The sequence below is a fragment of the Streptacidiphilus sp. PAMC 29251 genome (assembly GCF_054208735.2).
In genome coordinates this window covers 9,316,618-9,343,183 of sequence record NZ_CM135725.2, presented here as the reverse complement: position 1 = coordinate 9,343,183, position 26,566 = coordinate 9,316,618, and the positions used below count along the sequence as shown (strand labels likewise).

General features: G+C 71.5%; 29 protein-coding genes and 2 pseudogenes. 14 read left to right on the top strand and 17 right to left on the bottom strand.

All coding sequences use genetic code 11. The features are described from left to right. Positions 1-24: 24 nt before the first annotated feature. From ACXKR8_RS44615 to ACXKR8_RS44580, 8 genes are all read right to left on the bottom strand, one after another. The gene (locus ACXKR8_RS44615; protein WP_458270243.1) at positions 25-672 is read right to left on the bottom strand and encodes a LuxR C-terminal-related transcriptional regulator; all 648 of its coding nucleotides are present in this window, start codon (positions 670-672) and stop codon (positions 25-27) included. Continuing rightward, complete coding sequence (locus ACXKR8_RS44610; protein ID WP_458270242.1) at positions 663-2,360, bottom strand: sensor histidine kinase; 1,698 nt, start codon at positions 2,358-2,360, stop codon at positions 663-665. The genes ACXKR8_RS44615 and ACXKR8_RS44610 overlap by 10 nt, the downstream gene beginning before the upstream one ends. A 114-nt stretch (positions 2,361-2,474) precedes the next feature. After that, on the bottom strand, positions 2,475-3,254 hold the full coding sequence (locus ACXKR8_RS44605; protein ID WP_458270241.1) for a class I SAM-dependent methyltransferase: 780 nt from the start codon (positions 3,252-3,254) through the stop codon (positions 2,475-2,477). Between the two features lie 2 nt (positions 3,255-3,256). Further along, entirely contained in the window at positions 3,257-3,628 is a 372-nt protein-coding gene (locus ACXKR8_RS44600) for a toxin Doc (RefSeq protein WP_458270240.1), read from the bottom strand. After that, on the bottom strand, positions 3,628-3,873 hold the full coding sequence (locus ACXKR8_RS44595; RefSeq protein WP_458270239.1) for a hypothetical protein: 246 nt from the start codon (positions 3,871-3,873) through the stop codon (positions 3,628-3,630). The genes ACXKR8_RS44600 and ACXKR8_RS44595 overlap by 1 nt, the downstream gene beginning before the upstream one ends. A 4-nt stretch (positions 3,874-3,877) precedes the next feature. Beyond that, entirely contained in the window at positions 3,878-4,795 is a 918-nt protein-coding gene (locus tag ACXKR8_RS44590) for a transglutaminase-like domain-containing protein (protein ID WP_458270238.1), read from the bottom strand. A 47-nt stretch (positions 4,796-4,842) separates the two neighbouring features. Further along, a complete protein-coding gene (locus ACXKR8_RS44585) occupies positions 4,843-6,048 on the bottom strand; it encodes an alanine--tRNA ligase-related protein (RefSeq protein WP_458270237.1) in 1,206 nt (401 codons plus the stop codon). 229 nt (positions 6,049-6,277) lie between these two features. Continuing rightward, complete coding sequence (locus tag ACXKR8_RS44580) at positions 6,278-7,534, bottom strand: acyl-CoA dehydrogenase family protein (RefSeq protein ID WP_458270236.1); 1,257 nt, start codon at positions 7,532-7,534, stop codon at positions 6,278-6,280. Between the two features lie 112 nt (positions 7,535-7,646). Between ACXKR8_RS44580 and ACXKR8_RS44575 the strand changes: the two genes are divergently transcribed. Further along, positions 7,647-8,279, top strand: coding sequence for a TetR family transcriptional regulator (locus ACXKR8_RS44575; protein ID WP_458270235.1), 633 nt, complete (start codon positions 7,647-7,649; stop codon positions 8,277-8,279). Positions 8,280-8,302: 23 nt separating this feature from the next. On the opposite strand, the gene def is transcribed toward ACXKR8_RS44575, so the two are convergent. After that, the gene (def, locus tag ACXKR8_RS44570; protein WP_458270234.1) at positions 8,303-8,854 is read right to left on the bottom strand and encodes a peptide deformylase; all 552 of its coding nucleotides are present in this window, start codon (positions 8,852-8,854) and stop codon (positions 8,303-8,305) included. A gap of 92 nt (positions 8,855-8,946) precedes the next feature. On the opposite strand from def, the gene ACXKR8_RS44565 reads away from it, so the two are divergent. From ACXKR8_RS44565 to ACXKR8_RS44545, 5 genes are all read left to right on the top strand, one after another. Beyond that, positions 8,947-10,215, top strand: a complete 1,269-nt coding sequence (locus ACXKR8_RS44565; protein WP_458270233.1) for a Mur ligase family protein — start codon at positions 8,947-8,949, stop codon at positions 10,213-10,215. A gap of 17 nt (positions 10,216-10,232) precedes the next feature. Beyond that, the gene (locus ACXKR8_RS44560) at positions 10,233-10,964 is read left to right on the top strand and encodes a type 1 glutamine amidotransferase (protein ID WP_458270232.1); all 732 of its coding nucleotides are present in this window, start codon (positions 10,233-10,235) and stop codon (positions 10,962-10,964) included. Between the two features lie 229 nt (positions 10,965-11,193). Beyond that, a complete protein-coding gene (locus ACXKR8_RS44555) occupies positions 11,194-12,219 on the top strand; it encodes a 6-phosphofructokinase (protein WP_458270231.1) in 1,026 nt (341 codons plus the stop codon). 67 nt (positions 12,220-12,286) lie between these two features. Further along, entirely contained in the window at positions 12,287-13,282 is a 996-nt protein-coding gene (locus tag ACXKR8_RS44550) for a 2-hydroxyacid dehydrogenase (protein WP_458270230.1), read from the top strand. Positions 13,283-13,370: 88 nt separating this feature from the next. Then, positions 13,371-14,312 carry a cytochrome c oxidase assembly protein gene (locus ACXKR8_RS44545; RefSeq protein WP_458275241.1) on the top strand — a complete coding sequence of 314 codons (942 nt, stop codon included), beginning with the start codon at positions 13,371-13,373 and terminating at the stop codon, positions 14,310-14,312. Here the strand turns inward: ACXKR8_RS44545 and ACXKR8_RS44540 are convergent. Continuing rightward, the gene (locus tag ACXKR8_RS44540) at positions 14,279-15,082 is read right to left on the bottom strand and encodes a TetR/AcrR family transcriptional regulator (RefSeq protein WP_458270229.1); all 804 of its coding nucleotides are present in this window, start codon (positions 15,080-15,082) and stop codon (positions 14,279-14,281) included. The genes ACXKR8_RS44545 and ACXKR8_RS44540 overlap by 34 nt on opposite strands. A 145-nt stretch (positions 15,083-15,227) precedes the next feature. Between ACXKR8_RS44540 and ACXKR8_RS44535 the strand changes: the two genes are divergently transcribed. Further along, on the top strand, positions 15,228-16,709 hold the full coding sequence (locus ACXKR8_RS44535) for an MFS transporter (protein ID WP_458270228.1): 1,482 nt from the start codon (positions 15,228-15,230) through the stop codon (positions 16,707-16,709). A gap of 71 nt (positions 16,710-16,780) precedes the next feature. Here ACXKR8_RS44535 and ACXKR8_RS44530 read toward each other — a convergent pair whose 3' ends face one another. Beyond that, entirely contained in the window at positions 16,781-17,581 is an 801-nt protein-coding gene (locus ACXKR8_RS44530; RefSeq protein WP_458270227.1) for an HAD family acid phosphatase, read from the bottom strand. Positions 17,582-17,990: 409 nt separating this feature from the next. Between ACXKR8_RS44530 and ACXKR8_RS44525 the strand changes: the two genes are divergently transcribed. Continuing rightward, positions 17,991-19,076 (top strand): LacI family DNA-binding transcriptional regulator, encoded by a 1,086-nt coding sequence (locus ACXKR8_RS44525; protein ID WP_458270226.1) that lies wholly within the window; start codon positions 17,991-17,993, stop codon positions 19,074-19,076. Positions 19,077-19,212: 136 nt separating this feature from the next. Here ACXKR8_RS44525 and ACXKR8_RS44520 read toward each other — a convergent pair whose 3' ends face one another. Then, positions 19,213-20,115, bottom strand: a complete 903-nt coding sequence (locus tag ACXKR8_RS44520; protein ID WP_458270225.1) for a LysR family transcriptional regulator — start codon at positions 20,113-20,115, stop codon at positions 19,213-19,215. Positions 20,116-20,306: 191 nt separating this feature from the next. Here ACXKR8_RS44520 and ACXKR8_RS44515 point away from each other — a divergent pair, with 191 nt between their 5' ends. Together ACXKR8_RS44515 and ACXKR8_RS44510 are read left to right on the top strand one after the other, a co-directional pair. Next, complete coding sequence (locus ACXKR8_RS44515; RefSeq protein WP_458270224.1) at positions 20,307-20,615, top strand: EthD family reductase; 309 nt, start codon at positions 20,307-20,309, stop codon at positions 20,613-20,615. 268 nt (positions 20,616-20,883) lie between these two features. Beyond that, positions 20,884-21,147 (top strand): annotated as a pseudogene (locus ACXKR8_RS44510) (carboxylating nicotinate-nucleotide diphosphorylase); the annotation flags it as partial. Between the two features lie 128 nt (positions 21,148-21,275). Here ACXKR8_RS44510 and ACXKR8_RS44505 read toward each other — a convergent pair. After that, positions 21,276-21,695, bottom strand: coding sequence for a DUF4345 domain-containing protein (locus tag ACXKR8_RS44505; protein ID WP_458270223.1), 420 nt, complete (start codon positions 21,693-21,695; stop codon positions 21,276-21,278). Positions 21,696-21,774: 79 nt separating this feature from the next. Between ACXKR8_RS44505 and ACXKR8_RS44500 the strand changes: the two genes are divergently transcribed. Beyond that, positions 21,775-22,383: a TetR/AcrR family transcriptional regulator gene (locus tag ACXKR8_RS44500; RefSeq protein WP_458270222.1), complete on the top strand. Its 609-nt coding sequence runs from the start codon at positions 21,775-21,777 to the stop codon at positions 22,381-22,383. Positions 22,384-22,400: 17 nt separating this feature from the next. Here ACXKR8_RS44500 and ACXKR8_RS44495 read toward each other — a convergent pair whose 3' ends face one another. Next, positions 22,401-22,730 (bottom strand): STAS domain-containing protein, encoded by a 330-nt coding sequence (locus ACXKR8_RS44495; protein WP_458270221.1) that lies wholly within the window; start codon positions 22,728-22,730, stop codon positions 22,401-22,403. 54 nt (positions 22,731-22,784) lie between these two features. Between ACXKR8_RS44495 and ACXKR8_RS44490 the strand changes: the two are divergent. Next, positions 22,785-23,261 (top strand): annotated as a pseudogene (locus ACXKR8_RS44490) (PAS domain-containing protein); the annotation flags it as partial. Here ACXKR8_RS44490 and ACXKR8_RS44485 read toward each other — a convergent pair. Then, positions 23,219-23,392, bottom strand: coding sequence for a hypothetical protein (locus ACXKR8_RS44485; RefSeq protein ID WP_458270220.1), 174 nt, complete (start codon positions 23,390-23,392; stop codon positions 23,219-23,221). The pseudogene ACXKR8_RS44490 and the gene ACXKR8_RS44485 sit on opposite strands and share 43 nt — an antisense overlap. Before the next feature lie 321 nt (positions 23,393-23,713). Continuing rightward, complete coding sequence (locus ACXKR8_RS44480) at positions 23,714-23,899, bottom strand: hypothetical protein (protein ID WP_458270219.1); 186 nt, start codon at positions 23,897-23,899, stop codon at positions 23,714-23,716. A 134-nt stretch (positions 23,900-24,033) separates the two neighbouring features. Between ACXKR8_RS44480 and ACXKR8_RS44475 the strand changes: the two genes are divergently transcribed. Both ACXKR8_RS44475 and ACXKR8_RS44470 read left to right on the top strand, forming a co-directional pair. Beyond that, positions 24,034-24,606: a PP2C family protein-serine/threonine phosphatase gene (locus tag ACXKR8_RS44475; RefSeq protein WP_458270218.1), complete on the top strand. Its 573-nt coding sequence runs from the start codon at positions 24,034-24,036 to the stop codon at positions 24,604-24,606. Between the two features lie 128 nt (positions 24,607-24,734). Further along, positions 24,735-25,406, top strand: a complete 672-nt coding sequence (locus ACXKR8_RS44470) for a VanZ family protein (RefSeq protein ID WP_458270217.1) — start codon at positions 24,735-24,737, stop codon at positions 25,404-25,406. 55 nt (positions 25,407-25,461) lie between these two features. Here ACXKR8_RS44470 and ACXKR8_RS44465 read toward each other — a convergent pair whose 3' ends face one another. Further along, a complete protein-coding gene (locus ACXKR8_RS44465) occupies positions 25,462-26,469 on the bottom strand; it encodes a LacI family DNA-binding transcriptional regulator (RefSeq protein WP_458270216.1) in 1,008 nt (335 codons plus the stop codon). Between the last annotated feature and the right edge of the window lie 97 nt (positions 26,470-26,566).

The following is a 26,566-nucleotide window of genomic DNA, read 5'->3' as shown; positions in this document are numbered from 1 at the left end:
ACTCGACCGCGCCTCAACCACGCCTCAACCACGCAGGAGGTAGGCGAGGACGGCCAGCACCCGGCGGTTGTCGTCGTCGGAGGGAGCCAGCTCCAGCTTGCTGAAGATGCTGGTGCTGTGCTTGGACACGGCCTTCTCGCTGACGAACAGCCGGTGCGCGATGGCGCTGTTGGAGCGTCCCTCGGCCATCAGTTCCAGCACTTGGCGCTCCCGTTCCGTGAGCCGGGCGAGTGGTTCGCTGCGGTGGCGGCGGCCGAGCAGCTTGGTGACCACCTCCGGGTCCATCACCGTGCCGCCCGCGGCCACGGTGCGGATCACGTCGACGAACTGGTCGTCGCTGAACACCCGGTCCTTGAGCAGGTAGCCGACCCCGCCGGCCCGGTCGGCGAGCAGTTCCTCGGCGTAGATCTGCTCGACGTACTGCGAGAGCAGCAGGATCGGCAGGCCGGGGATCCGCTCCCGGGCGGTGAGCGCCGCCCGGAGCCCGTCGTCGGTCTGGGTGGGCGGCAGCCTGATGTCCACGATCGCCAGGTCGGGACGGAACTCCAGCAGCGCGCCGAGCAGGGCCGGCGCGCTGTCGACGGCCGCCGCGATCTCGAACCCGCGCGCTTTGAGGAGCCGGACCAGCCCCTCCCGGAGCAGGAAGAGATCCTCCGCGACGACTACCCGCACGGCACCTCCATGACCACGATCGTCGGCCCTCCGGGCGGGCTGCTGAGCGCCAGGATGCCATCGAAGGCCGCCAGTCGGCGCTCCACCCCGGCCAGCCCGCTGCCCGCGGCGGGGTCCGCGCCGCCCACCCCGTCGTCGACCACCTCGATCCGCAGCAGCCGGTCCGTCCGGGCCGCCCGGATCCGGAGGCTGTAGGCCGAGGCGTGCCGGACGGCGTTGGTCACCACCTCGGCGACGGCGAAGTAGCAGGCGGACTCCAGCGGGGCGTCCAGCCGCTCGGGCAGCTCGATCTCGGTCGCGCAGGGCAGCGGCAGGTCCAGCGCCAGCGCCCGGATCGCCTCCCCCAGCCCCCGGTCGGCCAGCATCGGCGGGTAGATCCCCCGGACCAGGCCGCGCAGTTCCTCCAGCGCCGAGGCCGAGGCCACCCGGGCCTCCAGCACCAGCGCGGCGGCCTCCTGCGGGCTGCTGAGGATCAGCTCCTCGGCGGCCCTGAGGTTCATCCCGATGGCGACCAGCCGCCCCTGCGCGCCGTCGTGCAGATCCCGCTCGATCCTGCGCAGCTCCGCGGCGGCGGAGCTGACCGCCTCGGCCCGGGTCTCGGTCAACTGCCGCACCCGCCGGGCCAGCGCCGGATCCGGCCCGCGTCCCAGCAGGCCCCTGGCGTCCGGCAGCACGGTCAGCGGCAGCAGCCGCAGCCCCAGGGCCAGCAGCAGCGCCCCCTGGATCCCGCCGACCACCGCCATGTGGTGGCCCAACTCGACGGGCAGCGACGGCGCCGGCTCGCTCGGGGAGCCGAACTTCTGCACCACCACCACGACCAGGGACCGCCCGAACACGCCCTGCAGGACGTCGTAGGCCCCGATCCCCACCAGCCCCAGCACGGCCAGGTCGGCCGCCGCCCGCGGCCGGCGCACCAGCGCGACCACGACGCCCAGCAGCAGCGCCAGCCCGAGCAGGTAGCCCGCCACCGCCGACCCGACCCCGGCGGTCGGCGGCGCGGGCGTCCATGGATCGAGGCCGAAGAGGCCACCGGCCATCACCACGACGGCGGGCAGCAGCGGAGCCCAGCGCGCGGACCTCGCCGCCTCGGCTCCACCCGGCCGCCCGGCCCGGCCGGACGCAGGCCTGCCGAACGCAGGCCCCCCGGACGCCGCCCCGACCAGGGCGAGCCCGGCGCAGCCGGCGAGCACCAGGACGCCCAAGCCACCCGACACCAGGTCAAGGCCCGGCAGGGTCGGCCCAGGCCGGAACGAGTTCATCCAGACCAGCAGCTCACCGGTCAGCACCGCGACCGCCGGCAGCACCCACCGCCTGGGCGCGCGCACCGGCGGGAGCACCGCGGCGGCCACCAGGCCGGCCAGCAGCAGCGCCGCCGGGAGCGGCCCCCCGAGGGACAGGTCCGGCACGCTCATGGTGGACCAGTAGCCGCTCGTTCCGGGGTTGTGCGGTCCTGCCCCCGGGTTGTGCAGGTCGACCAGCAGCACCGACACACTGCCGTACACCGCCAGCCCCACCAGGACTGCCAGGCCCACCAACCCCGCCACGGCCGACCGGCCGAGCTGCCCGGCCGCGCGTGCCGGGCGGTCCTGCGCCCGCTCCGTCCTGAGGGCCGACACGGCGCAGACCGCGGTCAACGCCATGATCACCCCCGGCAGCCAGGCCCCTGCGTGCACCGGAAACGGCCACATATCCCCGCCCCATCTCGTCCTCCGGGCCGCGATGCCGCGGCCTGGAGATCATGCTGCTGCGTGGGGCCGCACAGGCGCCATGGACCGGAACCTACGCCTCAGGTAGGCAAACACCTACCCCGGCCCGCCGTCACCGTCATCGCCGCCGCCGCCGCCGGAAAGGACGAGCAGGTCCATCCAACTGGTGGCGGGTTCGGACGGGTCGTCAGCCGCGGCCTTCCGCAACCGGGCCATCCCCCGGTCGAACTCGGCGTCGCTGAGCCCGCACAGTTTGGAGTCGGTGTCGCGGCGGATCCGGTCGGCGAACTCAGCCAGGGTCGGGGCGTTCCGCTGCGGCAGCGACTCCAGCGAGACGCGCCGGAACCCGGCCCCGGCGAACGCGGCGCAGACCTGTTCCACGGTGGGGTAGTCGCTGACGGCGCGCTCGGTCTCGGGGAAGAACCGCACCCGCAGATCGCGCTCGCAGCGCCCGGGGAACGCATTGCGGATCAGCACGGGCCGGGCGGGCCGCAGCACCCGGCGCAACTCCCGTGCGACGGACGGCAGATCGGGCAGGTAGTGGATCACCGAGCCCAGCCACGCCGCGTCCGCCGACCCGTCCGGCACCGGCAGCGCCTCGGCGCGTCCGGGCAGCACCTCGATCCCGGCGGTCCGGGGTATCAGCGCCCGCATCGCCTCGGCCGGCTCCACCGCGACCACGCCCGTCCCGAACCACTCGTGCAGTGCCGCCGCGAACGCCCCGGTGCCGGCCCCGACGTCCAGCACCGTCGTGCCAGGCCCCAGCGGCACCGCCGCGGCGATCGCCGCCCGCCAAGCGGTGAGCCCGCTGAGCGGGATCTCCCGGGCCAGCCGGTAGTCCGCGGCGAGCTGCTGGTCGTACCGGGTTTCCGCCATGGTCAGATCTTCCAGGACCGGATGCGCTCGGCGACCTGGAAGACGTCGGCGAGTTTGCCGTCGATCTCCTTCGCGAGTTCGACGATCGCGCCGTAGGGCGGGTTGACGCCCTCACCGGACTGGTGCATGTACTGGCCGACGACCATGCAGGCGAACAGGCGGTTCGCCCGCGGGAGCGGTCCGAGCCGGATGATCGTGTGCATCAGCGCAGCCGCACGCCAGGCGGCGTCGGGCTCGTGGCCGATGGTGACCGGTGCGAAACGGTGGCGTTCGACCGCAGCGCCCAGAGCGGAGAAGTCGCTGACGGTGATGTGGTCGGGGAGGTGACGGTCCTGGACGTCGAGCAGCCAGGGCAGGTCGATGTGCAGCAGCATCAGGCGGCGGCCTGCTCGCCCACCGGCTTGCGCAGCTCGGGGGGCAGGTCCTCGGGGTCGAGGTCCTGGAACTCGGGCAGCAGCCGCTCGTACCACTCCCCCGCGCCGGCGACGAAGGCCCGGCGCTGCTGCTCGCGCACCGAGAGGTCATGGACGTAGGACTTCACGGACTTGCCGGCAGCGGCGGCCTCCTCGCGGACGGCGGCGAGCTCCTCGGCGGTGAATTCGATGTTGAGCGCTGGCATGACTCTACGGTACCAGTCCGGTACCGGCGTGTCCGGACACCGGATCCAGTACCCGCCGGGCGTCCAGGTCGACCCAGTGCGGGGCCCCGGTCGGGGAGAAGCAGAACACCGTCCCGTCCGGGCCCAGTCGGGGCTCGCGGTCCTCGCGGTAGCGGGTGGCGAGCTCACGCTCGGCGTCTGCGTCCCCGTCGTCGGCGGCGAGCAGCAGCGCGGCGATGCCGTCCACCAGGGCGAGCTCCTCCTCACTGCCGCCGCCCGAGCCGGTCGGCATCGTTCCCCACCCGTCCCAGAGCAGCAGCTCCTCCCGGCGCCGGTGGGCCAGCTCCAGCAGGACGTAGCGGTGGATCAGCCAGGCGCCGCGGATCGGCAGCTCCGGGTCGACCCCGAACTGCTCGGGGTCGGCCTCGCCCCGGCGCACGGCCGTCCAGGCCCGCGCCGCCGACCAGAATCCGGCGCCCTCCCCGCGCGGCAGGTCGTCGGGGTCGAAGCCCCAGTCCGTGGCCGGGTCGAGGATCGGGTCCATCAGCACCCAGCGGCTGCCGTCCCAGTACTCGACGACCGCGTGGTCGGTGTGGAAGCCGGGGTGGAAGTAGCCGACGAAGCCCACCCTGCTCCGGGCCGGAACACCGCGGCTGCGCAGCGCCGCGACGGTGAGCAGGGTGAAGTCCCGGCAGCACCCCGCCACCCGCTCCCCCGCCGGGCTGGCCCGGATCGCGGCGAGGATCCGGTCCGCCCAGCGCAGGTCGATCTGCGCCACCCGCTCGGCGGACAGTTCAACCCTGCCGGCCCGGTAGTGCACCAGCAGTTCCCGCAGCACCGCGGCGGTCGCGTCGGCGCCGCGCGGCCATGCGTCCAGCATGGCGGCGCACGCACCGGGGTCGCTGTAGCGGGACTGCTGCGCCCATTCCTGAACTGTCGTCATACCGCCACCCTCAGGCCTGCCCCAGGGTGAGAGTCAACACACGACGATCACTGCCGCAGCAGTTCGTCGACCAGCTCGCGGGGCAGTCCGTGAGTGTCGTGCAGGAAGCTGTAGTCCTGCTCGCCCAGCGTCCGGCCGGAGTCCGGACCGAGCCGGGAGAGCACCAGCCGGCCCCGGTCCAGCTGCCGCGAGAAGCGGCGTTCCTCGTCCAGCAGCAGTTCCCGGACCGGGCCGAGCTGCTCCGACGGCAGCCTGAACCGGTCAAAGGTGTGTTGCAGCAGCTCCACCGGCAGGTCCGAGAGCGTACGGGACGGGTCCCCGCGCCAGAGCGTGGTCAGCACCCGCCGGAGCAGCCGGCGCGGGACGTAGCCGCGGCCGGTGCTGGACGGCCGCACGCCGTCGCCGAGGACGACCACGCCGGAGCGGAGATGGTCGCAGACCAGGCGCAGCGAGGGCTCGTCCAGCCCGTCCCACAGCGTGGGGACGCTCCGGGTCCACGGCTCGAACAGGTCGGTGTCGAACACCGAGCGCTGCCCCTGAAGGACCGTCACCAGCCGTTCCAGGCCCATGCCGGTGTCGACATGGGACCGGCCCAGCGGTTCCAGGCTGCCGTCCTGGTGGCGGTGGTGGCGCATCATCACGTGGTTCCAGACCTCGACCCAGCGCGGGTCGCTGCCCGGGGTGCCCTGCGGCTCGACGCCGGTCTCCCCGGTCCCGCCGGTCCCGCCGGTCCAGACGAAGATCTCGGAGTCGGGGCCGCAGGGGCCGGTCGGGCCGTTGGACCACCAGTTGTCCTCGGTGGTCCGCTCCACCGGCACCCCGAGTTCTTCCCAGACCCGCTCCGACTCCTGGTCCGGGCCGACCTGCCCGTCGCCGCCGAAGACGGTGACATGCAGCCGGTCGTGCGGGATGCCGAAGCCGTCCCGGAGCAGCTCATAGCCCCAGCGCAGGCTCTGCGGGCCGCTGTAGTCGTCGCCGAGCGACCACGATCCCAGCATCTCGAACACGGTGAGGTGGGTCCGGTCGCCGACCTCGTCCAGGTCGGTGGTGCGCAGGCAGCGCTGGACGTTGACCAGCCGCTGCCCGAGCGGGTGCGGACGCCCGGTGAGGTAGGGGGTGAGCGGGTGCATCCCGGAGGTGGTGAACAGCACCGGATCCCCGGGCGGCGGCAGCAGGGTGCTGCCGGTGATCAGTCGGTGCCCGCGTTCGCGGTAGAAGTCGACGAAGGTGCTGACGGTCTGTTCGGTGTCCATGACGGCGGTTCCTCACGGGTCACGGGGACCGGAAAAGGAACCGCAGTCACATGGCGCGCCGGCAGACCGTTTCCGGTCGCCGGGGGCTGGGGGGTGGAGTCAGGCGGCGGCAACCGACGAGCGGATAGCTCGTGCGGCTGCGGCGAAACTGCGGGTGCGGGTGCTGACGTCCATGCCGTCGACGGTAGCAGGCACCCGCGCCCGACTCCTCTGGATTTCCCGCCCCCCGCTACCGGATCGGCAGGCCGGACAGGGTGCGGGCGATGACCAGGCGCTGGATCTCGCTGGTGCCCTCGAAGATGGTGAAGATGGCGCTGTCGCGGTGCATCCGCTCGACCGGGTACTCGCGGGTGAAGCCGTTGCCGCCGAGGATCTGGATGGCCTGGGCGGTGACCCACTTGGCAGTCTCGCCCGCGTAGAGCTTGGACATGGAACCCTCGGCGGAGGTGAAGGGCTTCTGGTTGCTGGCCATCCAGGAGGCGCGCCAGACCAGCAGCCGGGAGGCGTCGATCCGGGTGCGCATGTCGGCGAGGGTGAAGGCGATGCCCTGGTTGTCGATGATGGGGCGGCCGAACTGCTCGCGGGTCTTCGCGTACTCGAGGGCCACCTCGTAGGCGGCGCGGGCCACGCCGACGGCCTGGGCGCCGACGGCAGGGCGGGAGGCCTCGAAAGTGGCCATGGCGGCGTTCTGAACGTGCCCGGCCTTGGCCTTCTCGGTGCGCTCGCCGCGGGCCGCGGCCGCTGCCCGCTCGCGGGAGCGGGCCAGCCGCTCGTCCAGCTTGTCCTTGCCGCCGAGCAGGCAGCTGCCCGGGATCCGGACGTTGTCGAGCACGACCTCGGCGGTGTGCGAGGCGCGGATGCCGTGCTTCTTGAACTTCTGGCCCTGGCTCAGGCCGGTGGTGTTCGGCGGGATGACGAACGAGGCCTGGCCGCGCGAACCGAGGGTCGGGTCGACCGAGGCGACGACCACATGGACGTGGGCGATGCCGCCGTTGGTGGCCCAGGTCTTGGTGCCGTTGAGGACCCACTCGTCCTTGGCCTCGTCGTAGACCGCGCGGGTGCGCATCGCGGCGACGTCGGAGCCCGCGTCGGGCTCGGAGGAGCAGAAGGCGGCCACCTTGACGTCGTCCGGGGTGCCGAACATCTGCGGGGCCCACAGTCCGACCTGCTCCGGCGTGCCGTTGGCGACCACGCCGATCGCGGCCAGGCCGCTGCCGACCAGGGACAGGCCTATCCCGGCGTCGCCCCAGAACAGCTCCTCCATGGCGATCGGGATGCCGAGGCCGGTGGGGTCGAAGGACTGCGTGGCGAAGAAGTCCAGCGAGTAGATGCCGACCTTGGCGGCCTCCTGGATCACCGGCCAGGGGGTCTCCTCGCGTTCGTCCCACTCCGCGGCGGCGGGGCGGATGACGTCGGCCGCGAAGCCGTGCAGCCAGTCGCGGACGGCGATCTGGTCGTCGCTGAGGTCGAGGCTGAAGGCAGTCATGGTCGGTACGTCTCCCGGGCTGGTCGCACATGGGCTGGTCGCACATGGTGGGGGGCGGGCTTGGTGTTACCTTGGGTAACTGAGGACCAATCCTGTTACCCAGCAGTAAGGAATGTCAATGCCCGACCGCCGCAGCGAGCTGCTGGACGCCGCCGACCGCGTGGTGCGCCGCGACGGACCCCGGGCCAGCATGAACACCATCGCTGCCGAGGCCGGCATCACCAAGCCGATCCTCTACCGGCACTTCGGCGACAAGCACGGCCTCTACCGGGCCCTGGCCGAACGCCACACCACCGGGCTGCTGGACGCGGTCCGCGCCGCGCTGGCACTGCCGCGGGAGCGCCGGGACCGGGTGGAGGCGGTGCTGGACACCTACCTCGCGGCGATCGAGGCCAGACCGCAGGTCTACCGCTTCCTGGCGCACCCCGACCCGGCCGCGGACGGCCTCTCCCCGGCCGGACCGCTGGCGCCGGCCCTGCAGCTGATCGCGGACGAGCTGAGCGCCGCGATGCGGGCCCAGGTGGATCTGGGGCCCGAGGGCGCGGTGGTGGCCGAGGCCTGGGGCCAGGCGATCACCGGAATGGTGCTGGCGGCCGGCGACTGGTGGCTGGAGCAGCGGCCCTTCCCGCGCGAGCGGATGGTGCAGACCCTGGCCGACCTGCTCTGGGGCCGCCTGGCCGCGGCCCGCGAACGGCCGCGGACCGCCACCCCCACGGAGCCCGCACCCGCTGAAGTCTCACCCTAGACCTCAGCTTGAGAGATCCCGGGTCAAGGCCGCCGGTACCAGTCAGCCTTGCCGATCTCCCGCTCGGCCCGGAACCGGCGCAGCCCGGACAGCTGCTCCACGAACACCCCGCCGTCCAGGTGCCCGGTCTCGTGCTGCAGGCAGCGGGCGAAGAAGCCGGTCCCCTCCACCTCGACCGCCGCGCCGGCCAGATCCTGACCCCGCACCAGGGCCCGGTCCCAGCGCGGGGTCTGCGCCCGCAGCCCCGGCAGCGAGAGGCAGCCCTCCTCGCCGCGCACCCGCACTCCGTCCGCCTCGACCAGGACCGGGTTGACCAGGTGTCCCAGATGGCGGACATCCTCGTCGTCGGGGCAGTCGTAGACGAACACCCGCAGTCCGACCCCGATCTGATTGGCCGCCAGCCCGACCCCGTCCTGCGCGTACATGGTCGCGTAGAGGTCCTCGACCAGCCGTTCGAGCTGGTCGTCGAAGGTGTCGACGGTCGCGCAAGCCGTACGGAGTACCGGCTCCGCCCAGGGTGTGACGGGGTGGACGGTGCCGGTGCTGCCGGGGATACGGGGACGATTGCGTGCCATGGCGCCGACCCTATCGACGGTGCTGCCGCTTGGTGGAATCGCTGGTGCCGGTAGGCTGAGCACCGTCTGAACCGAGGAGGAGAGCCACCACGATGCCAGCGAACCCCGAGCCGGGCACCCGCACAGCCGGCCCTTCGGCCACGCTGCCCCCGCGCGCCAAGCTCGCCGTGACGGCGGGGAAGGTCGCCGCCGCGGTCTCCCGGACCGCCGGCCGCGGCAGTGGTTCGGTGATCGGCGGCAAGGTCGCCCTGCGGCTCGACCCCGACCTGCTGCGCAGCCTGGCCGAGAACCTGGACGTGGTGCTGGTCTCCGCGACCAACGGCAAGACCACCACCACCCGGTTGATCGCCGAGGCGCTGAAGGCGGCGGGCCCGGTGGTGTCGAACGCGCTGGGCGCCAACATGCCCGCCGGGATCACCTCCGCCCTGGCCGACGGCTCGGACGCCCGCTTCGGCGTGATCGAGGTGGACGAGAAGTACCTGGTCGGCGTGGCCAAGGACACCGCCCCCAAGGCGATCGCCCTGCTCAACCTCTCCCGGGACCAGCTGGACCGCTCCTCGGAGACCCGGATGCTGGCCGAGCACTGGCGCGAGGGCCTGCAGGGCAGCGAGGCCGTGATCATCGCCAACGCCGACGACCCGCTGGTCACCTGGGCGGCCTCGTCCTGCCGCAAGGTGGTCTGGGTGGCGGCCGGGCAGGCCTACCGCGAGGACGCCTGGTCCTGCCCCAGCTGCGGCGGGGTGATGCAGCGTCCCGGCGAGGACTGGTTCTGCGCCTCCTGCGGCTTCCGCCGCCCGCAGCCGCACTGGGCGCTGCAGAACGACCAGGTGGTGGACCCGCAGGGGTCCTCCTGGCCGATCCGGCTGCAGCTCCCCGGCCGGGCCAACCTCTCCAACGCCACCAGCTCCGCCGCCGTGGCCGCCGTCTTCGGGGTGCACCCGCAGGTGGCGCTGCAGCGGATGGAGTCGGTGCAGGCGGTCGCCGGACGCTATGAGTCGGTGACCGTGGCGGGCCGCGAGGTGCGGCTGCTGCTGGCGAAGAACCCGGCCGGCTGGCTGGAGACCTTCACCCTGATCGACCAGGCCCCGGCCCCGGTCATCCTGTCCGTGAACGCGCTGTCCGCCGACGGCACCGACACCTCCTGGCTCTGGGACGTCGACTACGAGCGCCTGGTCGGCCACCCGGTCTTCGTGATGGGCCAGCGCAAGCTGGACCTCGCGGTCCGCCTCGAGGTCGCCGGGGTGCACTTCCAGGTGGTGGACTCGCTCGCGCAGGCGGTGGCCTCGGCCCCGCCCGGGCGGATCGAGGCCATCGCCAACTACACCGCGTTCCAGCAGCTGCGCCGCGACGTGCGCGGCTGACGAAGAGGACCACTGACATGAGCGAGAGCGCACTGCGACTGGTCTGGGTGTACCCGGACCTGCTGAGCACCTACGGCGACCGGGGCAACGTCCTGGTCGTGGAGCGACGTGCCCGCCAGCGCGGGCTGGACGTGGCCAGGATCGACGTGCGGTCCGACCAGCCGGTGCCGACCAGCGGCGACATCTACCTGATCGGCGGCGGTGAGGACCGGCCGCAGCGGCTGGCCGGGGAGCGGCTGCGGGCCGACCCGGGCCTGCTCCGCGCGGTCGAGAACGGCGCCATCGTGCTGGGCGTCTGCGCCGGCTACCAGATCATGGGCCATGAGTTCATCGACGACCGGGGCCAGCGCACACCGGGCCTCGGCCTGCTGGACGTGTGGAGCACCCGCGGCGAGAGCGTCCGCAACGTCGGCGACATCCTCGCCGAGCCCGACCCCCGGCTCGGCCTGCCCACCCTCACCGGGTTCGAGAACCACCAGGGCATCACCCACCTGGGCCAGGGGGTGTCCCCGCTCGCACGGGTCACCGTCGGCGGCGGCAACGGTACCGGGGACGGCACCGAGGGGGCCTGGCGGGACACCGTCTTCGGCACCTATCTGCACGGCCCGATCCTCGCCCGCAACCCGGCCGTGGCGGACCTGCTGATCAAGCTCGCGCTGGACGTCAGCGCGCTGCCGCCGGCCGACAACACCTGGTACGACGCCCTGCGCGCGGAGCGTATCGCCGCCGTACAGCAACCCGCCCAGTAGGGCGGGGCACCCTTTATCCAGTAGTCCGGCACAACGACTGCGCACCGCCCGTCAGGGAGCAGGGCCGCTCCCGTCAGGGGCGTGCGGACGCGCAGAGCAGGGAAGAACCCCCGCGTGGGTGGCGAAGGAGCCGCTCCACGTGCGCCTGAGCCCGTCCGGAGGCCGTGGCGTTATCATCACGATGGGGCAAATGTCCGGTTGTCCGGTTCTGCTCTGGAGTTGTAAAGCGATGCGTATTGGTGTGCTGACCAGCGGTGGGGACTGCCCGGGTCTGAACGCCGTGATCCGTTCCGTGGTCCACCGCGGGGTGGTCGACCACGGCGACGAGATCATCGGCTTCGAGGACGGGTGGAAGGGCCTGCTCGAGGGCCAGTACCGCGAGCTCACCCTCGACTCGGTGAGCGGCATCCTGGCCCAGGGCGGAACGATCCTGGGCTCCACCCGGGTCCAGCCGAGCCATCTGCGCAACGGCGTGGCCCGGGCCAAGGAGTACTGCGACGAGCTCGGCCTGGACGGGATCATCCCGATCGGCGGCGAGGGCACCCTGAAGGCCGCCCGGCTGCTCTCGGACGGCGGGCTGCCCATCGTGGGCGTGCCCAAGACCATCGACAACGACATCGCCTGCACCGACGTCACCTTCGGCTTCGACACCGCCGTCTCGGTGGCCACCGAGGCGCTGGACCGGCTGAAGACCACGGCCGAGTCGCACCAGCGGGTGATGGTGGTCGAGCTGATGGGCCGGCACACCGGCTGGATCGCGCTGCACGCCGGCATGGCCGCGGGCGCGCACGCCATCATCGTGCCGGAGCGGCCCTTCAACATCGACCGGGTCACCGAGGTGGTCCGGGAGCGGTTCGAGCGCGGCAAGAAGTTCGCCATCGTGGTCTGCGCCGAGGGCGCCAAGCCCGAGCCCGGCACCATGCACTGGGAGGAGGGCACCGTGGACATCTACGGCCACGAGCGCTTCACCGGTGTCGCCACCCAGCTGTCGATGGAGCTGGAGCACCGGCTCGGCAAGGAGGCCAAGCCGGTCATCCTCGGCCACGTCCAGCGCGGCGGCACGCCCACCGCGTACGACAGGGTGCTGGCCACCCGCTTCGGCTGGCACGCCGTGGAGGCCGTGCACAAGGGCGCCTTCGGGCACATCACCGCGCTGCAGGGGACCCAGATCAACCTGGTGCCGTTGGCCGAGGCGGTGGCCGACCTGAAGACCGTCCCGGCCGAGCGCTACGCCGAGGCCGAGACCGTCATCTGACGCCGCGCCGTACTCGGAGGGCCCCGTCCGGAATGCCGGACCGGGGCCCTCCGTCTACGGTGGCCCCATGGAGATCCTCGCCTACGGCGTGCAGGCCGATGAGAAACCCCTGATCGAGAAGGCCTTCGCGGGGCGGCACGACATCCACTGCCTGGAGGTGTTCCTCAACGCGGACACCGCGCCGCTGGCGGCCGGGCACGAGGTGATCAGCACCAGCGTCAACGCCAGCCTGGACGCGTCCGCGCTGCGGATCCTGGCCGCCGGCGGCACCAGGATGATCGCCCAGCGCTCCACCGGCTTCAACAACATCGACCTCGCGGTCGCCGAGGAGCTGGGGCTGACCGTCGCCCGGGTCTCCTACTACTCCCCGTACGCCGTAGCCGAGTTCGCCTGGACCCTGGCGCTGGCGGTGAACCGGCGGATCACCCGGGCGGCCCTGCGCACCCGGGAGTTCGACTTCCGCCTGGACGGGCTGATGGGCCGGGACATCCACGGAATGACGGTGGGGGTGATCGGCACCGGCAAGATCGGCGAGTGCTTCACCCGGATCGCCCACGGCTTCGGCACCCGGCTGCTCGGCTGGGACGTCGCCCAGAACCCGGCCTGCGTGGAGCTGGGCATGGAGTACGCCCCGCTGGAGCAGCTGCTCACCGAGTCCGACCTGATCAGCCTGCACGTGCCGCTGCTGGCCGACACCCACCACCTGATCGACGGCACCGCGCTGGGGCGGATGAAGCGCGACGCGATCCTGATCAACTCCAGCCGCGGCGGCCTGGTGGACACCGTCGCCCTGGTCGAGTCGCTGCGCTCGGGCCACCTGGGCGGGGTCGGCCTGGACGTCTACGAGGAGGAGACCGGGATGTTCTTCTTCGACCGCTCGCTGGAGGTGGTCACCGACGACACCCTGGCCCGGCTGATGACCTTCCACCAGGTGCTGGTGACCTCGCACCAGGCCTACTTCACCAGCACCGCGGTGGGCCAGATCATCGACGCCACGCTGGCCAACGTGGACGACTTCCTGGCCGGGCGGACCAGCGAGAACACCCTGATCCCCCGCAGCTAGGGGGTGCGTACAGGGAGCAAGGCGGACAGTCCTACCCTGGTTCAGGACAGTTGCACGACCAGGGAAGCAGGGACAGCTGATGGGCGACATGCCGGGCATGGGACACGACCTCCCCCCGCTGACCCTCGGCCGGGCGCTGGCCTTCGACCCGTCCGCGGACTGGCCGTTCCTGATCGGCTGCGTGCTGATGCTGGTGCTCTACCTGGGCGGGGTGGCGCGGTTGCGCCGCCGCGGCGACTCCTGGCCGGCCGGACGCACCGTCGCCTGGGTGCTCGGCACCGTCACCGTCGCCCTGGTCACCTGCACCCGGCTGGACGAGTACGGGATGCAGCTGCTCAGCGCGCACATGATGCAGCACATGGTGCTGTCGATGCTGTCGCCGATCATCCTGCTGATGGGGGCGCCGATCACGCTGGCGCTGCGGGCGCTGCCGGCCGCGCAGGGCCGGTTCAGCCCGCGCGACCTGCTGGTGAAGCTGCTGCACTCGCGCTATCTGATGGTGGTCTCGCACCCGGCCTTCACCATCCCGCTGTTCATCGCCAGCCTCTACGGGCTGTACTTCACCCCGCTGTTCGACTTCCTGATGCGCTCGACCGCCGGGCACACCCTGATGATGGTTCACTTCCTCGGCGTGGGGCTGCTGTTCTTCTGGCCGATCATGGGCGTGGACCCGGGGCCGCACCGCCCCGGGCACCTGATGCGGATGCTGGAGCTGTTCATCGGGATGCCGTTCCACGCCTTCTTCGGCATCGCGGTGATGATGGCCTCGGGCCTGATGGTGACCTCGTTCGCGCACCCGATGGCCTCGCTGGGGGTCGACCCGATCACCGACCAGCACCTGGCCGGCGGCCTGGCCTGGGCGTTCAGCGAGATCCCGACCTTCATCGTGCTGATCTCGCTGACCTTCCAGTGGGCCAAGTCGGAGGAGCGGGTGTCCCGGCGCAAGGACCGCACCGCGGACCGCGACGGCGACAGCGAGCTGAACGCCTACAACGCCTACCTGGCCTCGCTGGAGCGGCGCTCGGCCTGAGCCGGCCGGGCCGTGTCTGAGGCCTGGGCGGCCTGCGCCTGGGCCGTGTCTGAGGCCTGGGCGGCCTGCTCGAGTCCGGCGAGGATGACGTCGACGCCGAACCCCCAGCGCTCGTCGCCCACGCTGCGGGTCATCGGGGCGATGATCGACAGCAGCGCGGGGTAGCGCTCCGGCGGGAGTGAGCCGAAGTAGGCGCGGATGCCGTCCATATAGGCCTCGGCCTGCTCCGGCGGGGCATCGCCGTGCCCCTGCCGCTGGCTCACCTCATGGGCCGAGGCGACCAGGTAGAGGGCGAGCAGGTCGACCCCGTAGGCCACCACCTGGTCCGGCAGCCCGCCGTTCCTGAGCAGGACGATCAGGGTCTCGGCGGCGTCCAGCTGGTGCGGCAGGGTCGGGATGTTGGAGACCAGGGCCGCCCGGGCCAGGTCGTTGTGGGAGATCAGATTGTCCCGGGCCTGGGTCAGGAAGTCCTTCACCTGCTCCCGCCAGCGCGCGGGGTCGGGCACGGGGTGCACCAGGTCGGCATGGGCCAGGTCCAGCACCAGCTCGACCAGCTGGTCCTTGCTGCCGACGTGCGCGTAGAGCGAGGCGGGGCCGGTGTTCAGCTCCTGCGAGACCCGGCGCATGCTCAGCGCGTCCAGCCCCTCGGCGTCGACGACGGCCAGCGCGGTCTCGACGATCAGCTCACGGCTGAGGGTGCGGCGCTTGGGGTTCCGGGGCTCGGGCGCGGCCCACGGGATGGGCCAGCCGGGCCTGGCTGTTGCGGTCACCTGGGCTCCTCGCGATGGTCGGTGCGCTGCCCACTCTAGTTGACACGAACGGTGTTCGCCAGTAGAACGGTGTTCGCAAAGGGAACACTGTTCGTATCTCCGAACGGTGTTCGCTATCTCACTGTCCGCTTACCGGGGGTATCCCATGTCCACCGACCAGGCCGCAACGAACGTCGCATTGACGACCGGCTCCGCCCTCGATCCCGATCCACCGAGCGCGAGCTACCGCTGGCGATGGTGGATCCTCGGCACCGTCCTGGTCGCCGAGGTGATGGACCTGCTCGACACCACCATCGTCAGCATCGCCTCCCCCGCCATCCGCGCGGACTTCGGCGGCGGCACCTCGCAGCTGCAGTGGATCGGCGCCGCCTACACCCTCACCTTCGCCGTGCTGCTGATCACCGGCGCCCGGCTCGGCGACCTGGTCGGCCGCAGGCGGATGTTCCTGATCGGCACCTTCGGCTTCACCGTCTGCTCCGCGCTCTGCGCGGTCTCGGCGGACTCCGGGATGCTGATCGGCTCCCGCGCCGTCCAGGGCGCCTTCGCCGCGCTGATGATCCCGCAGGGGCTGGGCATCATGCGCGAGGTCTTCCCGCCCAAGGAGGTCGGCGGGGCGTTCGCCGCCTTCGGCCCGGTGATGGGCCTGTCCTCGGTGCTCGGCCCGGTCCTCGGCGGCTTCCTGGTCACCGCGAACATCCTCGGCACCGGCTGGCGCATGGTCTTCCTGATCAACATCCCGCTCGGCATCGCCGGCGTGCTGCTGGCCTGGAAGCTGTTCCCCAAGAACACCCGCACCCCCGGCGCAACCAAGCTGGACCTGGTCGGCATGGTGCTGCTCAGCGCCGCCGTGCTGCTGCTGATCTACCCGCTGGTGCAGGGCCGCGAGCTGGGCTGGCCGCTGTGGACGTACCTGTCCATGGCCGGTTCGGTGCCGCTGCTCGGCGTCTTCGGCTGGTACCAGCGCCGACTGCACACCACCGGCGGCTCGCCGCTGGTCGAGCCCAGCCTGTTCCGCAACCGCGCCTTCACCTCGGCGCTCGGCGTGGGCATCTTCTTCTTCGCCGCCATGTCCGGCCTGATGTTCGGCCTGACCCTGATGATGCAGCTCGGTGCCGGCTGGACCGCGATGCACGCCGGCGCCACCATGATCCCGCTCTCGCTCGGCATCGCCGGCGGCGCCGTCCTCTCCGGAGCGGTGCTCGGCCCGAAGTACGGACGGCGGGTGCTGCACACCGGCATGCTGGTGATGATCGTCGGCGTGCTCGGCCTCTGGGCCACGTACTCCCACGGGGGCCTGCACACCAGCAGCTGGGACCTGATCGCAGGCCTGGCCGTGACCGGCTTCGGGATGGGCCTGCTGATGGCCCCGTTCTTCGACATCGCCCTGGCCGGGGTCACCGACCAGGAGACCGGCTCGGCGGCCGGCGTGCTCAACGCCGTCCAGCAGCTCGGCGGCTCGATCGGGGTCGCGGCGCTCGGCACCGGCTTCTTCAGCTGGGCCACGAGCCACGGCTACGTCCAGGCCACCGGGTGGACCCTGGGCTGCACCGCGGCCGCGCTGCTGGTCGCCGCAGCGGTGGGGTTGGGGCTGCCGCGGATGGCCCGTCCCGAGGCGGCCCCGGAGTAGTTTGTTCTTGCTGATGACCACAGCCCCCGCCGGGATCCGGCGGGGGCTGTGGTCGTGAGCTGCGGCGGCAGCTACGGCAGGAAGTACATCGGGTTCGGAATCTTGTAGGTCTTGTCGGCGAAACCGCCGCTCAGGTCGCTGTACTGGTCGCCGAAGTTGCCGACGATGTCGTAGCCCTGGCTCTCGATGTACGCGCGGGTCTCCGACTTGTACTGGATCGTGGTGCAGGTGTACGTCGGCGTGCCGCAGGTCAGGTAGGCCGGCGGGGCCGCGCTGTTCTTCAGGAACAGGTGCGACACGTCCGCCGTCGGGAAGCCCACCGCGGCCAGGTTGGCGGCGGTGGAGCCGCGCTGCGCCTCCGGGCGGCCGGTGATGTAGAAGACGGTGTAGCCCTGCTTCTTGGCCCAGCTCGCCAGGGTGTTCATCCCGAACACGGCCGGCATGGTCTTGGTGGCGATGTAGTTGGCATTGCTGGTCGGGTTGTAGACGAAGGTCGTCTCGATCTCGTAGTTGTAGGTCGACAGCGAGGTGTCGTCGACGTCGAGGACGATCGCCTTCTTGCCGGTCTTGTCGTGCTTGATCTTGCTTGCCAGGTACTTCTCGGCCCCGGCCTCGATCCCGGTGACCTGGATCCCGTAGTTGCTGTCCAGGGAGGCGAAGTGCTCGCCGCCGGCGTCCACGGTGTCGCCGTAGTACGCCTTGATCTGCGAGACCTCGTCGGTCATGTTGGTGATCTGCTTGTCGGACCGGGGCGCCGAGGTGTCGGCCATGGCGAAGCTGCCACCCGCGACCACCGCGCCGGCGACGACGCCGATCGCAAGGATGCCGAACTTCTGCGAGTGCCTGCCGAGGGTGCGTGTGCTCATGCTCATGGGGGTGCTGGCTCCTTCTGCCGCGAACCCGGGAGGCGAGGGACAGCCCCGGCCGGACACGACGAGCTGGTGAGGGTGCTAGGCGGTGAGGGTTGAGATCTGACAGACCGTAGAGGCGCAGGCGCGGGCCGGTCAAGAGGCATCTATGCGCGTTGTCTACGCGCGGAGCGAGGTGCGTGGGCGGTTTCTGACGATGCGGTGGAATTGTGCCGACTCGGCGTGGGCCGCTTTGATCGAGTCGGATGGCCACGAGCGGACGCCCACTGAACTGGGCGGCGAACGCATGGCAACGGAACGGCGCCGTCCCCGCGCCCCCTCGCGCGCCCGCGCGCGGACGGCCGACGACACGCTTAGCCAACGATTTTGACCCGGTGGTCTTGTCCGCACCCGCGCAAACGATGATGGTGCGATGACGACGCAGTCAGATGAGAGCCCCTCCGGTGAGCCAGGCCCCGGCCCCTACGCCCTTGGGCGGCCGACCCTGCAGCAGGTGGCCGCGCTCGCAGGGGTGTCCCGGGCGACGGCCTCCCGAGTGGTCAACGGCGGGGCGGGAGTGCGGCTGCACGTCCAGGCGAAGGTGCGGAAGGCGGTGGAGGAGCTGGGGTACGTCCCCAACCCGGCCGCCAGGACGCTGATGACCCGCCGCCACGACGCGGTGGCCGTGGTGGTGGCCGAGCCGGACAGCCGGGTCTTCTCCGACCCGTTCTTCGCCCGGCAGCTGCGCGGCATCGGCCGCGAGCTGTCGGCGGCCTCGGTGCAGCTGGTGCTGCTGCTGGTGACCGACGCCGGGGACTACGCCCAGGTCGGACGCTATCTGTCGGCGGGCCATGTGGACGGCGCGCTGATCTTCTCGCTGCACCGGGACAACCCGCTGCCGGCCGTGGTCGACCGGCTGAAGCTGCCCGTCGTCTACGGCGGGCGGCCGGAGTGGGGCGAGCCCGGGTCGATTCCGCTCTATGTCGACACCGACAACCGGGGCGGCGCCCGCGCCGCCGTCGAGCACCTGGTGCAGCGCGGCCGACGCCGGATCGCGGTGATCACCGGCCCGCTGGACCAGACCTCGTCCGTGGACCGGCTGGACGGCTTCCGCGACGTCTTCCCCACCCCCGACCCCGCGCTGCTCGCCGAGGGCGACTTCACCGCACCGGGCGGCCGCCGGGCCATGGAGCAACTGCTGGACGACTGCCCCGACCTGGACGCCGTCTTCGCCTGCTCGGACCTGATGGCCGCGGGCGCGCTGGCGATACTGGCCGAACGCGGGCTCCGGGTCCCGGAGGACGTCGCCGTCGTCGGCTACGACGACAGCGACACCACCGCCCAGTGGGCCAGCCCACCGCTGACCACGGTCCGTCAGGACATCGAGGAGATGGGCCGACTGATGGCCCGCCTGCTGCTGAACCGCCTCCAACTCGACCTCGACGGCCGCCACGAGGAGGCCGCGGCCCTGGCCTCGATCGTCACCCCGGCCGAACTCATCGTCCGCCGCTCGACCTGAGCGGCGGTGCGTGGCACCCCAGGGCATTACTCAACGTGACCGCTCCACAGAACTCGTGGCAGAGCCTGAGATTTGGCTCCAGAGGAACGGCCGTCGCTCAAGCGGTTCCGGGCGGCGCCGCCCACGCTGCCGCGCGTCAGTCCGGCAGCCAGTGCAGCTCGTGTGCCAGAGTTTTGGCGACGGCACGGACGCGGCAGTGCAGTGGTGACTGCACGCGCGGGAGGACCAGGTGGATCGTCAAGGTGGGTGCGCCCTGCAGCGGTCGCCACGTGAGACCGGCCGGTAGTACCGTGACCGCGGCTTCACCGGCCGGGGCGAGGGTGAGCCCGTCGCGCAGGTCGTGCTGGGACATGTCGAAAGAGACTGCGGGCGTGTGGAATCGGGGGTTCGGCCGGATGTCGCGGAACAGTGCGGACAGCTGATCGTGGATCACGGGGTTGGCCGTACGGTCGGGGAGTCGCAGCGGATACGCGGCCGCATCGGCGATCCCGATCTCCGGTTGTGCGGCCAGCGGATGATGCTGTGCCATGTGGACCCCGACGCGATTACGCCGCAGCAGGAACCGGTGCACGCCACGACCCGGCTGTTCGCCGCGAGTGATCCCCGCATCGATGCGGCCGTCGGCGACCGCGGGGGAGATCTCGGGTGTCGCCATCGGGACCGCGCCGACCTCGAGTCCCGGGCTGCTGCGAATGAGCCTGTCCACCAGGGCCGGTGCCGTCTCGGCCCCCGTGCTGAGGCTGTATCCGATGCGCAGCGTGCCCAGTTCACCGGCCCCCGCCTTCCGGGCGGTGTCCCATGCCCGGTCCAGCGCCGCCAGCGCGGGCGGCGCGGACTCCGCCAACGCCGCACCGGCCGTGGTCAATACGACGCTGCGCGTGTTACGAACCAGCAGGCTCGTACCGAGTTCCGCCTCCAATCGGCGCATCCGGGCGCTGAGTGCGGGCTGGGCGATGCCGATCCGTGCAGCCGCGCGGGTGAAGTTCAACTCCTGCGCCAGCACCAGGAAGTACCGCAGGCTCACCGTATCCGGCGCCACAGGCCCTCCCTGTCGATTGATAACGATCCGTTCTGAGTCTATCCCGTACCGGTCTTTCCCTCGACCGCACATCAAGCCCTAGCCTGCGCATATGACGATTCAACTGACCGCGGTGCCGGGCATCGCGCTCACGCACACCGCCGAGCCCGGTGTGCTCGGCCACGGATTCCGGAGCAACGCAGGAGGCAGTCGTGCATAAGTTGGTAGTCCTCTATCCCCAGCCCGTCGACCCGGACCACTTCCGCGACTACTACGTGACCAACCACCTTCCACTGGTCATGGACTATCCCGGCCTGCTTGCGTGGCGCTACAGCTTCGACGTGACGACCAAGGGAGAAGCGCCGTATTTCGCGGTCTTCGAAGGCGACTTCGCTGACGCCGCCGCCATGGCCGCGGCGCGGGCGTCGCCGCAAGGCCAGCGGGTGACCGCCGATGTCGTCAACTACGCCACCGGCGGCGCGGTCATCATCCACTATCCGGTGCAGGGCGGCACCGGCTGAGGCAGGACGGTACGCTCCGGAACGCGTTCGGTCGGCCGTTGCGGCGACGGCCGGCGCAACCGGCTCTGACAGCGGTCCGCGCGCGGGACACCTCAGATTTGCGGCCCGCAACCACAGGACTGGAGACCACGGACCATGACAGAAGGCCTGGCGGCCGTGGCCGAGATCCGCGCCTGGCAATGCGGCATCGCCGGCGGTCTCCCCGTGGTCGCCGAGGTCTTCGCCCAGGTCGACCCCGAGGTCACCGTGGAAGCCCTCGTCCCCCGCGATCGACGCGGTCCGGCGCGGGATGGCGCGCACCGGGCAGAAGGTGGAGACCGATGTCGAGGTGCAGACCGTGGCGCAGGCCGTTGAGGCCCTCGATGCCGGGGCCCGCTGGATCATGCTCGACAACATGCCGGTGGCCGACATCGAAGTGGTCGTGAAAATCCGGGCCGAGCGTGCCGACGCCTCCCGGATCCTGCTGGAGGCCTCGGGCACCGTCCGTCTGGACAGCGTCCGCGCCATCGCCGAGACAGGAGTCGACCTCATCTCGGTCGGCGGCGTACGGCGTCCACCTCGGTACCCACCAAGAGCGGCACCGTGCCACGCACAGGCGCACCACCCTCGGATACGACGGCCCCAGGAGGTGGGTGGCGTCGCTGGAGCCACCCGGCTCCGTCAGCGGGCGAGTTCGTCGGCGGGCTGCCGGGCCGGCACCCGGAGGGCCTTCTCCTCTGCGTCTGCCAGCCAGAAGTACAGCGGGGGCATCACCAGTTCGATGACGGTCAGCACCACCTGGAACCACTGCGGCCACCCGTGCACCGCCAGCGAGATCAGTCGCCCGGCCGCGCCCAGCAGGAACACCCCGGCCAGCCATCGGACCGCCGTGGCCGGGATCGGCGACTGCCGGGCGGCCCAGAGCCAGGCGAGTCCGTAGCCCGCGAAGATCGCGCCGAAGAACCGCTGCAGGCTGTCGACCGTCGCACCGGCCGAACTCGCGCCCGGCACCGAGTCGTTGCCGAGCGCCATGTGGAACAGCCCGATCGCCACGCACGCGATCCCCATCGCCAGTACGAGCCACCTGAGAACCCTGGCCATGATCCGCCTCTCACCCCTACTAGTAGACACACGTCTACTAGACTCCCCCAGTAGACGCGTGTCAAGTAGTCTTCGCCCCGTGCCTCCCCGCAAAAGACTCAGCCCCGCCGACCGCCGCGCCCAGCTCCTCGCCGTCGGCGCGCGGCTCTTCGCCGCCGCCCCTTACGACGACGTGCTGATGGAGGATGTCGCCGAGCGCGCCGGCGTCTCGCGCGCGCTGCTGTACCGTCACTTCCCCGGCAAGCACGACCTCTTCGCCGCCGTCTACCAGCAGGCGGCCGACCGGCTGTTGGCGCAGGTCCCGCTCGACCCGGGCGGTGACCTGCTGGAACAGCTCGTCGCCGGCCTCGACGTACACCTCGACTACTTCATCGCCAACCGTCACGCCGTCCTCGCGGCGAACCGGGTGCTGGTCGGCGACCCGGTGATCCAGACCATCATGACCGACGAGCTCGACGTCCTCCGGACCCGGCTCCTCGGCGTCCTCCCGCTCGCCGACGACGGCATCCGGGCAGCGGTGAACGCCGTCCTGAAGAGCTGGCTGGTGTTCGTCCAGGTGCTGTGCGTCGACTGGCTCACCAAGGAGACCTGCACCCGCGACGAGCTGCGCGACGCCTGCGTCGGCGCCCTGCTGGGAGCCCTCCGCCCGCTCCTCCCGACCGACCCCGCCCCCGGCTGGCCGCGCTGAGCCCAAGGCCGCAGGCGCTACTCCGCCGGGCGGCGGAACATGCCGTTCAGGCCGGAGGCGTCCAGCATCTTCTGCAGCACGGCCCGCACCTGCACCAGGTAGAGCGGCACCTGCCGCTGCTCGGCCCGGTGCCGGGCGCCGAGCAGGGCGCTGAGGCCGCCTGCGTCGCAGAACAGCACCAGCGCGACGTCCACCTCGATCTGCCGGACCCGGGGGCTCTCCAGAATGGTCGCGACGCTCTGCTCCAGCAGCGGGGCCGCTTCGAGGTCGAGGTCGCCGGCGAGCAGGATCTGCGCCTTCCGTCGCTCGTCCAGGACGAGGACCGCGAGGCGGGCGCTGTCAGTCATCCTGTCCGCCTCTCCGAGTGGAGCGAGTTCTCAATGTAGAGGCGAGCGTGGCGGATGAATATGCCCAGGTCATTTCCTGGACGAACCCTTTGCCGTCCCGCTCCGGACGGGAGCCCGACGCGGCTCGGGATGCGGGCGGTGATCTTGTGTCGCAGCATGGGTCCAGGACCGGGACGAGGAGGGCAGGAGGCGCCGGTGTTCAGTGACGCCTCCGACCCGCGTACCAGCCGGATCCTGCACCAGGTGCTGGACGGCACCACCGCCGGGGTAGCCGTGCTCGACCAGGACCTGCGCTACACCTACGTCAACCCCACCCTCGCCCTGATGAACGGCATCCCCGCCGCCGCGCACCTGGGCCGCACCATCGCCGAGATGCTGCCCGACATCGACGCCCGCGAGGACGTCCTGCGCCAGGTGCTCGCGGACGGGATCGCCCGCGAGGTCACCTCCAGCGGGCACACCCGGGCCAGCTCGGACCGGGAGCGCCGCTACTGGCACGGCGCGTACCACCGGTTGGAGCAGGACGGACGGGTGATCGGGATCGTCGGCATCGTGCTGGAGATCACCGACTCCCGCGAGCAGCAGCGCACCCTGGAGCGCACCCAGGCCAGGCTGGCGCTGCTGGACCGGGCCGCCACGATGATCGGCACCACCCTGGACATGGACGCCACCTGCGGCGAGCTCGCCCGCTTCCTGGTCCCCGAGCTCTGCGACACCGCCACGGTGGAGGTCTTCCCGCACGACCACACCACCGAGACCCGCCCGGCGCCGCCCGGGGTGCTCCGGCTGCGCCGGGCGGCGATGGAGGCGGTGCCGGAACTGCGGGAGCAGGTGCGGGTGTTCGGCCGTCCCGGCGAGTACGTGGACTACCAGCCGAGTGCGGCCATCCCGCGCTGCCTGGCCAGCGGGCAGCCGATCATGGAGAACCTGTTCACCGACGACGCGGTGAGCCGGTCCGCGCCCACCCCGGAGCGGGTCGCCGCCTACCGGGCGGCCGGGATCCACTCGGCGCTGGTGGTTCCGCTGTCGGCGCGCGGGGAACCGGTCGGCACGGTCACCATGGTCCGGGCCGGCGCCTCCCCTCCTTCGTCGAGGAGGATCTGGTGGTCGCCCTGGACCTCGCCGGGCGCGCCGCGATCAGCCTCGACAACGCCCGCCGCTACACCCATGAGCACCACATCGCCTGGAACTGCAGCGCGCCCTGCTGTCCGGGCCGAACCGGCCGCACCGGGGCCTGGCCATCGCCACCCGCTACCTCGCCTCCGGCAGCAGCGCGCTGGTCGGCGGCGACTGGTTCGACAGCGTGCGGCTGTCGCGCGGGCGGACGCTGCTGGTGATCGGGGACGTGATGGGCCACGGGGTCGCGGCCGCGGTGGACATGAGCCACTACAGCTCGATGCTGCGGGTGGTCGCGGAACTGGAGCTGCCGCCGCAGCTGATCCTGGAGCGGATGGACCAGATGATGGCGAAGGTCGCCTCCGCCCGCCCGGCCACCTGCCTGCTGGCGCTGATCGACCCCCGGCGCGGGGTGTGCACCTTCTCCAGCGCCGGTCACCTGCCGCCGGCGATGGTGGGCCCGGACAACCGGATCACCCTGGTCCCGGTGCCGGTGGGACCGCCGCTGGGCAGCGGCTTCGGCGGCTACCACGCCGTCACCACCCCGGTCAGGCCCGGCCGGACCCTGCTGCTCTACACCGACGGCCTGGTGGAGCGGCGCAACGAGGACATCGACGAGTCGCTGGCCCGCCTGGCCGCGCTGCGCCTCCCCATCGGGGCGTCGCTGGAGCAGATCCTGGAGCACCTGCTGACCCGGCTGGACGTGGCCGACGCGGAGGACGACGTGGCGGTCCTCGCGGCCCGGATCGTCGCCGACTGACCCGGCGTCGGATACGTCCCGGCAATCGCCGGGTGGTCGCGGATGAACGGCTGACCACGGGGTAGACGGGCTGCCGGGGCGGGGTGCCAGTACGCTGCCACGCAAGGTCGAGCCGGGAAGGCACACGGATGTTGAGACGCAGCAGCGCGTCTGCGCAGGACCAGGACACACTCGTCAAACCCAAGCCGAAGCCCAAGCCGGAGGGGACGCCGCTGCGCCGGGGCGGCCGCTGGAGCGGTCGCTGGGGCCGGGCGTCGACCCGGCCGGCCCGGGTGGTGGAAGATCCGCCGCTGCGGCGCCGCAGTATCGGCTCGCGGATCCTGCGGGCGCTGGTCGGCACGGTCGCGCTGCTCGCGTTCGCCGTGTGCGCGGCGGTCGTGGTCAAGCTGACGCTGACCTCCTCCCCCGCCTCGGTGGGGATCGCGCACACCAATCTGCATCCGGGGAAGTCGATCCGGCTCTACCTGAACCAGCCCTCGGTCCGTGAGGCCGCGCTGCAGATCGGCGGGAACATCCTGATCGGGGTGCCCTTCGGCCTGCTGCTGCCGATGATCACCCCGCGCGCCCGCGGCCTGCTGCGGGTGCTGCTGATCACCACCTTCGTGGTGCTGCTGCTGGAGCTGGCGCAGCACTTCTTCATCGAGGGCCGCTCCTTCGACGTGGACGACCTGATCCTGGCCGCGATCGGCGCCGTGATCGGATACGTGCCGATCGGCCGCTACCTCTCGCTGCGGGTGCACCCCGGGCACCGGCACTGGTGGCAGCGCCTGCTCGGCACCCGGCGGCGGACTGCGGTCTGACCGCGGTCTGGCTCCTCGGCCCACTCCCGCCGGCGGCTTGCGGTCCGACCGCGGCTCACACCCGTCGGCGGGGGATCCCGGTGGAGTTGCGGACGATCAGCTCCGGCTCGAACAGCAGTGGTTCGGTCGGCACCGGACGGCCGTTGATCTGCGACATCAGCGAGGCCATCACCGCCGCCGCCATCGCCCGGACCGGCTGCCGGGCGGTGGTGAGCGGGGGCTCGGTGACCACCATGTGCGGGGAGTCGTCGAAGCCGACCACCGAGAGGTCCTCGGGGATCTCCAGGCCGCGCCTGCGGGCGGCCCGGATCGCCCCGAGTCCCAGCGCGTCGCTGGCACACACCACGGCGGTGACGCCCTCGGCGAGCAGCCGGGTGACCGCCGTGCTGCCGCCCTCCATCGAGAACACGGTGTGGGCCACCAGCCGCCGCCAGTCCACCTCGACGTTGTTGCGCTGCCAGTAGCCGACGTAGGCGGCGAGCTTGCGCATCGACGGCATATGGCCGGCCGGGCCGAGGATCAGGCCGATCCGCTCGTGGCCCAGCGCGGTGAGGTGGTCCAGCGACTGGTCCACGGCGATGGCGTCGTCCACCCAGACCTGGCAGACGTCGGTGTTCTCGTCGGCCGCGTTGATCAGCACGGTGGGCAGTCCGATCTCGCGGAGCCGGGCGCACTGCTCCGGGCCGGCGTCGGCGTAGCTGCCGCCGACGAAGACGATCCCGGCGGTGTCCTGCTTGAGCAACATGTCGATATAGGTGCTCTCCGAGACTCCGTCCCCGGTCCGGGTGCAGAGCACCGGCAGCAGCTCGCGCTTGTTGAGCGCGGCGCAGAGCACCTCGATGAACGCGGGGAAGATCGGGTTCTGCAGGTCGGGGACGACCAGGCCGACCAGTCGGGACTTCTGCGAGCGCATCGGCGTGGGCCTGGTGTAGCCGAGCACGTCGATGGCCGTCAGCACCGAGTTCCGGGTCGCCTCCGTGGTTCCCGGTCTCTCGTTGAGCACACGGCGGACGGATGCCTCGCTCACGCCGGCGAACTTGGCAACTTCGGAGAGTCTCGTCATGTGTTCTAAGTTACCCGATATCGCGCAAGATTTGGAGGACTTCTTGCAAGTTATGGACATTTATCAGGCCATGCCGAAACCCGCTCCGGCGCGGTCG